At 44.5% G+C, this 10,665-nt stretch carries 10 protein-coding genes and 1 tRNA gene; 9 read left to right on the top strand and 2 right to left on the bottom strand.

The genetic code is table 11. From position 1 onward, the window contains the following. On the bottom strand, positions 1-184 hold a 184-nt coding region (locus AACZ11_RS12645; RefSeq protein WP_339832674.1), incomplete at its 3' end, for an acyl-CoA dehydrogenase family protein. A gap of 175 nt (positions 185-359) precedes the next feature. On the opposite strand from AACZ11_RS12645, the gene AACZ11_RS12640 reads away from it, so the two are divergent. The 8 genes from AACZ11_RS12640 (at position 360) to AACZ11_RS12605 (ending at position 7,931) form a co-directional block, all read left to right on the top strand. Beyond that, a complete protein-coding gene (locus AACZ11_RS12640; protein WP_290624779.1) occupies positions 360-1,421 on the top strand; it encodes an anhydro-N-acetylmuramic acid kinase in 1,062 nt (353 codons plus the stop codon). A 2-nt stretch (positions 1,422-1,423) separates the two neighbouring features. Then, positions 1,424-1,849, top strand: coding sequence for a DUF2452 domain-containing protein (locus AACZ11_RS12635; protein ID WP_290624780.1), 426 nt, complete (start codon positions 1,424-1,426; stop codon positions 1,847-1,849). Positions 1,850-1,933: 84 nt separating this feature from the next. Beyond that, positions 1,934-3,160: a Glu/Leu/Phe/Val dehydrogenase dimerization domain-containing protein gene (locus AACZ11_RS12630; RefSeq protein WP_290624781.1), complete on the top strand. Its 1,227-nt coding sequence runs from the start codon at positions 1,934-1,936 to the stop codon at positions 3,158-3,160. A 28-nt stretch (positions 3,161-3,188) separates the two neighbouring features. Next, positions 3,189-4,571, top strand: a complete 1,383-nt coding sequence (nhaD, locus tag AACZ11_RS12625) for a sodium:proton antiporter NhaD (RefSeq protein WP_290624782.1) — start codon at positions 3,189-3,191, stop codon at positions 4,569-4,571. A gap of 48 nt (positions 4,572-4,619) precedes the next feature. Beyond that, positions 4,620-5,321: a MotA/TolQ/ExbB proton channel family protein gene (locus AACZ11_RS12620; RefSeq protein ID WP_290624783.1), complete on the top strand. Its 702-nt coding sequence runs from the start codon at positions 4,620-4,622 to the stop codon at positions 5,319-5,321. Then, positions 5,321-5,713: a biopolymer transporter ExbD gene (locus AACZ11_RS12615; protein WP_290624784.1), complete on the top strand. Its 393-nt coding sequence runs from the start codon at positions 5,321-5,323 to the stop codon at positions 5,711-5,713. The genes AACZ11_RS12620 and AACZ11_RS12615 overlap by 1 nt, the downstream gene beginning before the upstream one ends. A gap of 153 nt (positions 5,714-5,866) precedes the next feature. Next, positions 5,867-6,688 (top strand): energy transducer TonB, encoded by an 822-nt coding sequence (locus tag AACZ11_RS12610; protein ID WP_290624785.1) that lies wholly within the window; start codon positions 5,867-5,869, stop codon positions 6,686-6,688. 25 nt (positions 6,689-6,713) lie between these two features. After that, complete coding sequence (locus AACZ11_RS12605; RefSeq protein ID WP_290624790.1) at positions 6,714-7,931, top strand: folylpolyglutamate synthase/dihydrofolate synthase family protein; 1,218 nt, start codon at positions 6,714-6,716, stop codon at positions 7,929-7,931. On the opposite strand, the gene AACZ11_RS12600 is transcribed toward AACZ11_RS12605, so the two are convergent. Beyond that, positions 7,932-10,181 (bottom strand): transglycosylase domain-containing protein, encoded by a 2,250-nt coding sequence (locus AACZ11_RS12600; RefSeq protein WP_290624786.1) that lies wholly within the window; start codon positions 10,179-10,181, stop codon positions 7,932-7,934. A gap of 178 nt (positions 10,182-10,359) precedes the next feature. Between AACZ11_RS12600 and AACZ11_RS12595 the strand changes: the two genes are divergently transcribed. Then, positions 10,360-10,434 (top strand) — tRNA-Val (locus AACZ11_RS12595). Positions 10,435-10,665 lie beyond the last annotated feature (231 nt).

Genomic DNA, 10,665 nt, shown 5'->3' with positions numbered 1-10,665 from the left:
CGCCGCCGTATTTTGGATCTACCATCATTCCCAAAAATCCTAATTCCCCCATTTTCTTTACCTGTTCATGCGGAAATTTTTGATGCGTATCACGCTCGATCACGCCGGGCAATAATTCGGTTTTTGCAAAATCACGAGCCGCGTCGCGAATCATTAAATGTTCTTCGGAAAGACTGAAATCCATAGTACTAAACGAGTTATCTATTTATAAAAAAGAGCTGCAAAGATACCTTTAAAAAAGGAAAACTCAAATGATAAATACCAATTTAAAGGCAAATGTCCCATGGAGGCTATTTTTCATTACCTACGATGTGTAATTATCAGTTTTGTATGGTACTTTTGATTATAAAATTTCCGGATTGATAAAGGAGCAATATCACGTAGTAGGGGTCATGAGCGGTACATCATTGGATGGGATTGATCTTGTGGACGTATCTTTTATTCTGAATAAAGGCGGCAGTTGGCAGTACGCCTTGGGGCTTGCTGAAACGATCCCCTATCCTGAAATTTGGAAGCAACCCTTGCAAGAGGCTGTTGGGTATACCGAAGCGCAATTGCTTCAGTTGAATGAGGACTATACAAGGCACCTTTCAGAAGTTATAAATCACTTTATCAAAAAGCACGACCTCACAGGTCTGGATGCGGTTTGTAGTCACGGCCACACTGTGCTGCATCAACCGGAACAAGGACTTACCTTACAAATTGGTAATCTCCCGGTATTGGCACGAAATTTACAGCAGACCGTTGTATGTGATTTCAGGGTACAAGATGTTGCTTTGGGCGGACAAGGAGCACCGTTGGTTCCGGTAGGTGACCGATTGCTCTTTTCTCACTACGACTATTGCTTGAACCTGGGGGGCTTTGCGAATGTCTCCTGTGAGCGTGAGGCTGAACGCACTGCCTACGACATCTGTCCCGTGAACATTGTTCTTAACCGATATGCCGAGAGGGAAGGGCAGGCGTACGATGCCGGAGGTCAATTGGCTGCTTCAGGAACATTGGACCTTGAACTACTCAAGAAACTTAATGCGCTTGAATTCTACAAACGATCGGCTCCAAAATCTTTAGGATTGGAATGGGTAAAACAGCACATATTCCCTGTTTTGGAAGCTTCAGGAGCAACTTCGAGGACCATCTTGCGAACCATGACCGAACATATAGCCATGCAACTTGCGGCTCAGTTTTCAGAAAAAAGTACGGTTCTTGTTACGGGAGGAGGAGCATACAATCAATTTTTGATTGAAAGGTTGATGGCGCACGTAACTTTAAATGTTAAGATTCCTGAAAATACGCTTGTTGAGTTTAAAGAAGCTATTATTTTTGGACTTTTGGGAGTATTGCGGCTTAGAAATGAGGCGAATTGTCTTGCCAGCGTTACGGGAGCAGCAAAGGATCACTCTTCCGGTAGTATATTTAAATAAAGATGGAAAAGGAAAAATCGAAAAAACCCGATCAGGTTGTCTTTAATGAGGAGACCAATTCGTACGAGGCAAGAATCAAACCCTATGCGACCAATGTGGGAGCTCCTGCGATAGCAATGGAAGACGTTACCACTTGGAAGAACGCGAACGTGAAAAAGGTGAACCATCATTTCAAGACACAGTTCGAGACTATTAAAGCAAGCTATCAAGAGATGATGGACCAGTTTGAATACAACAATTTGATCTATCGCGCAAAATTCAGTTTTGAGCCTGTGGTTGGAGAGCCATACCATCTGTATGCCAATAAAGGGGAAGAGCCTTTTCTCTCCATTATTGCACCTTCCGAATGTAATTTTAAACATTTGGGCAGTTTTAAATTAACCACCGACAAACTGTGGGAACGTATCGATTCAGCTACGCGTAAATAATTCACTTCCTTGGTTTAAAATAAACCAAAAATAATACAAAGCCTATTGCATTTTTTTATATTTGCCTCTTAACTTACCCATTGAATGAAGGAGCTACTTACTAAGTACGAGAATAAGGAACCCGAAATTGTTTTTCATTGGAATGACCCAGAAACCGAAGCCGAAGGCTGGACCGTTATAAATTCACTTCGCGGAGGTGCTGCCGGAGGAGGAACACGCATGCGTGAAGGACTGGATATGAACGAAGTGCTTTCGCTCGCCAAAACTATGGAGGTGAAATTCACGGTATCCGGGCCGGCTATTGGCGGAGCAAAATCGGGTATTAATTTCGATCCGCATGACCCTCGTAAGAAAGGGGTTCTGGAACGCTGGTATAAAGCGGTTTCTCCTTTACTGAAAGCCTATTACGGAACCGGAGGAGACTTGAATGTGGATGAAATTCATGAAGTGATACCCATTACCGAAGACAGCGGTGTCTGGCATCCTCAGGAAGGTGTTTTCAACGGACACTTTTCCCCAACCGAAGCAGATAAGATCAACCGAATTGGGCAATTGCGCCAAGGGGTGATCAAAGTGTTGGAAAACGTAAATTACTCGCCGGATATTTCAAGAAAATATACAGTTGCCGACATGATCACAGGCTATGGTGTTGCCGAAGCGGTGCGCCATTATTATGATATTTACGGAGGAAATGTGGAAGGAAAACGTGCAGTGGTTCAAGGCTTCGGAAATGTGGGTGCTGCGGCAGCCTATTATTTGGCTCAAATGGGTGCCAAAGTGGTGGGCATCATTGACCGTGCCGGGGGTATTATTAACAAGGAAGGTTTTACTTTTGAGGAGATAAAACAATTGTTCTTGCAAAAGGACGGTAACACGCTCAAGACCAACAACATGATCCCGTTCAACGAGATCAATGAGAAAGTGTGGACCCTGGAGTGCGAGATATTCGCTCCGTGTGCTGCCTCCCGATTAATTACCAAAGAACAGATCGCTGCCATGATCGAATCCGGTTTGGAAGTTATTAGCTGTGGTGCAAATGTGCCTTTTGCAGATAAAGAGATCTTCTTCGGTCCCATTATGGAATTTACCGATGAGCGAGTAAGTCTTATCCCGGATTTTATCAGTAATTGCGGAATGGCACGTGTCTTCGCATATTTCATGGAACGCAAAGTTCAAATGACCGATGAGGCTATTTTTAATGATACCTCAATGACGATCAAAAATGCCATTCAGAATACATTCGATAATAACAGTACAAAAACAAACATCAGCAAAACAGCTTTTGAAATTGCTTTGAATCAACTAATTTAGAACGTGGCACGCCACAATCTCACACGCTATGGAATCAATCATCATTTTAATTTTTGTCATTGGCTATCTCTCCATTACGTTGGAGCACCCTTTAAAACTCGACAAAACAGTACCGGCTCTTATTATGGCTGCCCTTATTTGGGCAGTGCTCGCCATTGGCTTTCACAGTGGATGGTTCGATGTTATCAACACCGAAGAAGAAGCCTTTAATTTCTTGAGCGGCGGTGAAGTGGCCGCCGAAGGTTTTAACGGCACCTTGCTCCACCATCTGGGGAAGACGGCAGAGATTCTTATCTTTTTGATCGGTGCGATGACCATCGTCGAGATCATTGACTTACACCGCGGTTTTGAGGTATTAAAATCTGCCGTGAAAACAAAAAGCAAACGTAAACTCCTGTGGATCATAGGGGTCTTAGCTTTTATTCTATCGGCTATCATCGATAACCTTACCGCAACCATCGTATTGGTCACCTTGCTTCGTAAACTTATTCACGTTAAGGAAGACCGTATTTGGTACGCGGCCATGGTAGTGATCGCTGCGAATGCGGGAGGTGCGTGGTCACCTATTGGGGATGTAACTACCACCATGTTGTGGATCGCCAATAAGGTAACCGCTGCCGGACTTATTGAGTTTGTTGTACTGCCTTCCATCGTATGTTTTGTGTTGCCCTTCTGGATTGCCAGCTACTTAAAGCCCTTCAAAGGATATATTGAAGTAGACGATACTCCGGAGGACGAAGAAGCAGGAAAGTTGTTAAGCAGTAGGACAATGCTTTTCTTAGGACTCGGAATGATTGTTTCAGTACCGATCTTTAAAACGCTTACACACTTACCGCCTTACATAGGAATGATGTTAGCCTTAGGGGTTGTTTGGTTAGTTTCAGAATACATACACCCGGAAGAGGATTTCAGCAAAGAACGCAGACATCTCTATTCGGCACACAAAGCACTTTCACGAATCGAGATCTCGAGCATACTGTTTTTCTTGGGGATTCTTTTGGCTGTAGCCGGATTGGAAAGCTTGGTATACGGCGTGGTGAATGGTGAAGAGGTAGGGACCTTGCGTTATCTAGCCGAAGTGTTGCAAGCAGCCATTCCCAATCAGGATGTGGTCGTGATACTTTTGGGTATCCTATCCGCCATTATCGACAATGTACCGTTGGTAGCCGCCTCTATGGGAATGTATGAATCTCCAACCGATTCGGTTTTATGGCATTTTATTGCCTACTCAGCAGGAACCGGAGGAAGTATGCTTATTATTGGTTCTGCCGCAGGGGTTGCCGCTATGGGTATGGAAAGAATCGATTTTATCTGGTATCTCAAAAAAATAGCGTGGCTGGCCTTTATAGGATTTATTGCCGGTGCTGGGGTATTCTTGCTGTTCGAGCGGGTGATATTTCACCACGCTTAACAATTTCTGGAATCATATCACGTTATTCAATTAAATTAAAAACCAGCTATGCTAAACTTCTTTATTCAGGAGGGTGTGGACCCCGCATTACAAGAATTGGAACCTGAAGTAACCGAAAAGACCTTATCCATCATGGAACTCCTTATGAATGGAGGCCTGGGAGGTCAGATCATTATTGGGGTGCTTTTTATCCTGCTGTTTGTTGCAGTATATATCTATTTTGAACGGCTGTTTGCCATTAAGGCGGCCTCTAAAATGGACAGTAACTTTATGAACCAGATACGGGATAATGTTGCTTCTGGAAATATTCAGGCGGCAAAAGTGCTTTGTGCACAGCAAAACAGTCCTGTTTCTCGTCTTACCGAAAAAGGGATCTCGCGTATTGGAAGTCCGTTGGAGGATATCAATACGGCTATTGAAAACGCCGGACGCCTGGAGGTCTACAAACTTGAAAAGAATGTAAGTATTTTGGCGACCATCGCCGGTGCTGCACCCATGATCGGGTTCCTAGGAACCGTAATCGGTATGGTACTGGCGTTCCATCAATTGGCGACCAGTAGCGGACAAGCAGAGATGGGAACACTCGCCGAAGGGATCTATACGGCCATGACCACCACTGTGGCAGGTCTTATAGTAGGGATCATTGCTTATATGGGGTACAACCATATCGTTGTGCGAACCGATAAGGTAGTTCACCAAATGGAAGCGAACGCTGTTGATTTCTTAGACTTGTTAAACGAACCTGCCTAATGAATCTACGAGGGAGAAATAAAGTAAGCGCCGAGTTCAGTATGAGCTCAATGACAGACATCGTTTTCCTGTTGTTGGTGTTCTTCCTACTCACGTCTCCGGCAGTGACTCCGGACGCATTGGATCTTATCCTTCCTAAAGCAAAAGGGAAAAGTTCCAACGTGCAAAAAGCGTCTGTGAGCATCACAAAAGACGGAGCGTATTACGTTAATAAAGAACGTGTTTCCGAATATACTATCGAGACCGAATTGAAGAACGCACTGGCAGGACAGGAGGAGCCTACTATCATTCTTCGCGCCGAAGAGGGCGTACCTATCGAAGATGCCGTCTTCGTTATGGATATTGCCAATAAGAATAATTTTAAGGTTGTGCTCGCCGTTCGTCCCAATTAGGGCGTTACCCCGCCGAAGACGGGGTCAGGCCTGCCTGACGGCAAAGGCAGGCTTTCGCTGCTACACGGTAGCCTAGTTCAATCCTTAACGCGGTCCTCGGCAGGAAAAATGGCATAATAAATGTAATTACTTCAACGATCAAAACTTGAAATCTTGAGCCTTTTAGATACCAAACATAAAAGAAAGAGCATGACGATCACGGTGGTTCTTCACCTGATCATCCTCTTACTGCTTTTTTATGTAGGGATGACCTACTTAGATCCTCCATTGGAACAAGGAATTGCAGTTAATTTTGGTACAACCGATGAAGGTAGTGGGAACATACAACCTACCGAAGCGATCAATTCAGCGCCTAAACAATCAGAACCGGAACCTGTTTCTCAGCCAAAGTCGGAGATCAAGGAAGAAGTCGTTACTCAAGATACCGAGGACGCCCCCGTGATCAAGAAAGAAGAAACCAAGAAGGAGCAAAAGGAAACCCCAAAAAAGATCGAACCTAAAAAGGAACCTCCCAAAAAGCCGGATCCAAAACCCGATAAGTCTACCAGCGATGCGCTTTCCAGTCTCATTAACGGCCCCAAAAGTGAGGGTACGGCAAAAGGCGGAGAAGGAAATGACACCACAGCCGGAGACAAGGGAGACCCCAACGGAGACCCAAATGCAAGTAGTTATTACGGCACCGGAAAAGGGCTGGACGGAGACGGGAATTACCTTTTGGGTGGCCGAAAAGCGCTCAACAAAGAAAAATTTGTGCAGGAATGTAACGAAGCAGGTATCGTGGTAGTGAGTATAGAAGTAGATCGCAACGGAAGAGTGATTAGTGCAACACCCGGTGTGAGAGGTACCACCAATAATTCGCGCTGTTTGCTTGAGCCCGCCAAGAGAGCGGCCCTTGCCACCAAATTCAACGCCGACGATAAAGCGCCTGCAAAACAGATAGGGAAGATCATCTATCGATTCAAACTTTCTGAGTAAATTTAGGGCTCAAAACCCTGCTCCTATTAACTATAACAAGACCATAGCGTGGTTGTTCGAACAACTTCCCATGTACCAACGCGTGGGACATTCGGCGTATAAGGCCAATCTGGATAATACCCTGCAACTTGCCCAGTACTTAAAACACCCTGAAAACTCCTTTAAGAGCATACATGTGGCCGGAACCAACGGTAAAGGCTCCACATCTCACATGCTCGCTTCGGTCTTGCAGGAAGCCGGTTATAAGGTAGGCCTTTACACCTCCCCACACCTCAAGGACTTTCGCGAACGCATCAAGATCAACGGTACCATGATCCCGAAACGGAAAGTGGTTTCCTTTGTCAAGCGACACAAACCTTTTTTTGAGTCACACAGCCTTTCTTTTTTTGAAATGACAGTAGGACTGGCCTTTGATCATTTCCGAAGTGAACAGGTAGATATTGCGGTAATAGAAGTAGGAATGGGGGGACGTTTGGACAGCACCAACATCATCCAACCTGAACTCGCAGTAATCACCAATATTGGCTTGGACCACACGCAATTTTTAGGATCGACCTTGCCGGAGATCGCAAAAGAGAAAGCCGGCATCATAAAAAAGGGAATACCTGTGGTGATTGGTGAGCGGCACGAAGCAACCGCAACTGTATTCCAGAAGGTGGCTCAAGAGAGGGGTGCCCCTATAGTCTTTGCGGGTGACATCGCATATCATGACTATGCTTCAGATCTAACCGGGATCTATCAACAGAAGAATAAGCAAACGGTAAACGCTGTGCTGAGGATTCTTCAAAAACAGGGATGGAACATTTCCGAAGAGGACATCACAAAAGGGCTGAGTAAAGTGGTTAAGAATACCGGTTTAATGGGAAGATGGCAGTTGTTGGGGATACGGCCAATGATCATTTGTGACACAGCTCATAACAAAGACGGTATTAGTCTGGTTATGAAGCAGTTAATGAAGGAGAAGTTTCAAGATCTGCATATAGTGTTTGGAGTTGTGAACGATAAGGATCTCGACAGTATACTTCCGCTTTTTCCCAAGACGGCCTCTTACTATTTTTGCACGCCTAATGTACCCAGAGGTATGCCATCAAAGACCTTAGAAGAAGCCGCGAAAAAATTCGCACTGCGTGGAACGGCCTATACGAGTGTAAAGGAAGCCCATCAGGCAGCATTAGACAATGCAAGACCCGAAGATCTTATTTTTATTGGAGGAAGCACCTTTATCGTCGCCGAGGTAGTGTAACTAATTTTTGGTCTTGAACCGCTTCTTTTTCTTCTTATCCGGATTGGTGAACAGCCGCTTTAAGAATCCGTCTCGTTTAGTGGGTGGGCAATCTAGTAATTGTCGTGCGACAGGTGAAGGAGCCTGGAATCGTGCCCTTGAGATATCGTTGTAGGTCGAGTCTTTATTTACCTTCTGAAAGAATTTCGCCACGATAGGTAAGGCAGCATTAGCTCCTTGTCCTGTAGCAGTGGACTTAAAGCCAATGCGATGATCATCGTGACCCACCCATGTAACAGCCACGAGATTTGGTGTAAGGGCTACAAACCATGCGTCTTTGTTCGATTGTGTTGTTCCTGTCTTTGCGGCAATATCATTAGGTAACCCATAGGTGCTTTTTAGGCGCCGGGCTGTTCCGGAAGTCGCTACAGCTTGCATCATAGAGATCATAAGCTGTCGGTTCGTTTCTGAGAAGACAGGTTTTGCATGTTCCTCCGGTTCGAATTGGGCAAGGACCTTGCCTTGGCTGTCTTCTATTTTCCGAAGATAGTAAGGGCGAGTAGGAATGCCTTTATGGACAAAAGCCGTATAGGCACCCGCCATTTCAAGTAAGGATATTTCTGCTGTACCCAGTGCTAACGAGGGCACCTCCGGTAGCTTAGCTGTGATGCCTAAGGTGGAAGCTAATTTGATGGTGTTTTCAATACCGGCCTTTTCTAGAATCTTAACCGAAACTGTATTGATCGATTTACTTAATGCAGCCGTCATGTTATAATTCATGTACTTTTCGTCCACATTACCCGAATTAGACGGAGACCAACCCTCCATATTTTCATAGACCACTTCCTGAGCCGAAAAGTAATCGCAAGGAACGACACCCTGTTCAAGCGCTGTAACATACACGATAGGCTTGAAAGTAGATCCAACTTGGCGTTTGCTCTTGCTAATATGATCGAACTTATATTTTTCAAAATCGACACCACCTACCCAAGTGCGAATAGCTCCTGAAACAGGATCCAGTGTAAGCATTCCTGTATTCAAAAATTTCAGACTGTGTTGAATGCTGTCTATTGTGCTCGCCATAACGGTTGAATCCCTAGGGATCCCGGGCCACCACATTTTTCTTGGTTTGTTTAAGGAATCCATGATTGCGTTTTGGGCATATCCTTGATGGTTTAACCGCTTGTAGTGAAAGGATCTTTGAATGGCATCCGTAACGATTTTTTTGTTAGTAAGCCAAGGAGCTGCATTACCATACTCCTTTTCAAAACTATCTTGAAGTTGCGTCATGTGTGTTGAGACAGCATCTTCAGCGTATAGTTGCAAGGTTTTATCAAGTGTAGTGTAGATTTTTAGTCCGCTGGTATACAAATTGATCTTTGTGCCGTATGTAGATTGCTCTTCGATCCATTTCAGCAAACGGTTTCGTACTTCTTCTCTGAAATAGGTGGCGATACCCCGTTCCTCATCGTACGTACCATAATTGAGTTTTAGGGAATCTGATACAGCATTTTTGTATGCTGCTTCGCTCAAATAATCGTATTTTTTCATTTGAGAAAGCACTGTGTTTCGTCTGGACAGACTTCGTTTGGGATGATTTCGCGGATCGTAGGTAGCACTCGCTTTTAAGGTTCCTATGAGCGTGGCCGCTTCAGAAACAGTGAGATCCTTCGTGTGCTTGTTGAAGAATTTTAAGGCCGCACTCTCAATGCCGTAGGTATTTCCGCTAAAGGGTACCGTATTGAAGTATAGCGCTAAGATTGCTTGTTTATCGTACAACCGTTCCAATCGTCGGGCAATGATAATTTCTTTGGTCTTTACGACGGGAAGTGTTAAAAACCCATAGTCTTTTCTACTGAATAAATTTTTTGCAAGTTGTTGGGTAAGGGTACTACCGCCCCCGCTGCTGGCATCCTGCAATAGAATGGTCTTGAAAAAGACTCTCAAGAAACTTCTCGTATCCACACCGGAATGCTCGTAATAGCGCACATCTTCGGTGGCAATTAATGCATCTATAGTATGTTGAGGAATTTGATCGATCGTGATGGGTTGGCGGTCTGCGAGGTAGAATTTCCCGAGTAATTCATTATTGACATCATATACTTCAGAAGCTTTGTATTGGGATAGTTCTTGCAATTCCTTAGAAGACGGAATAGGGCCCCATCCTCCAAAATAGACGGTAGTTACAAACAGACTCACTAACAGCATGATGATGCCTATCCCGTATAAAAGATAGCGTAGTGGCTTTTTTAATTTTTTTTTGACCTGCATGTATGTCCTTTGGGTACTGCAAAATAAAACAATAGAAGAGGGGAGACACAGAGGTTTAACGTAACTTTATAAGACTTGTTGGAAGCAGCGAAATAAATTGATGTCAATTTTTATTTTTTTCCCATTATTAATTTGCGGGAATTAAAAACTAACTTATATTTGCAACCGCTAACAAGAGGGGCAATTAGCTCAGTTGGTTCAGAGCACCTCGTTTACACCGAGGGGGTCGGGGGTTCGAATCCCTCATTGCCCACATCAAGCACAATCCCGATGAGTTTCTCATCGGGATTTTTGTTTTCAGGAACCCCAAGCGAATAGCTTGACAGGTTGCAGAAAACAAAAATCGATATGGGCGCAGCCCATGGGATTGTATTTGCAGTCGTGGTTCAAAGTAGGGATCACGGCAGTAATCCGTTTTTATACTAGAGAAACCCCAAGCGAATAGCTTGACAGGTTGCAGAAAACAAAAATCGATATGGGCGCA

Origin of the sequence: uncultured Altibacter sp. (assembly GCF_963972995.1) — a bacterium.
Lineage (GTDB): Bacteria > Bacteroidota > Bacteroidia > Flavobacteriales > Flavobacteriaceae > Altibacter.
The sequence above is the reverse complement of the archived record's forward strand: the minus strand, read 5'-3'. Positions and strand labels throughout refer to the sequence as shown.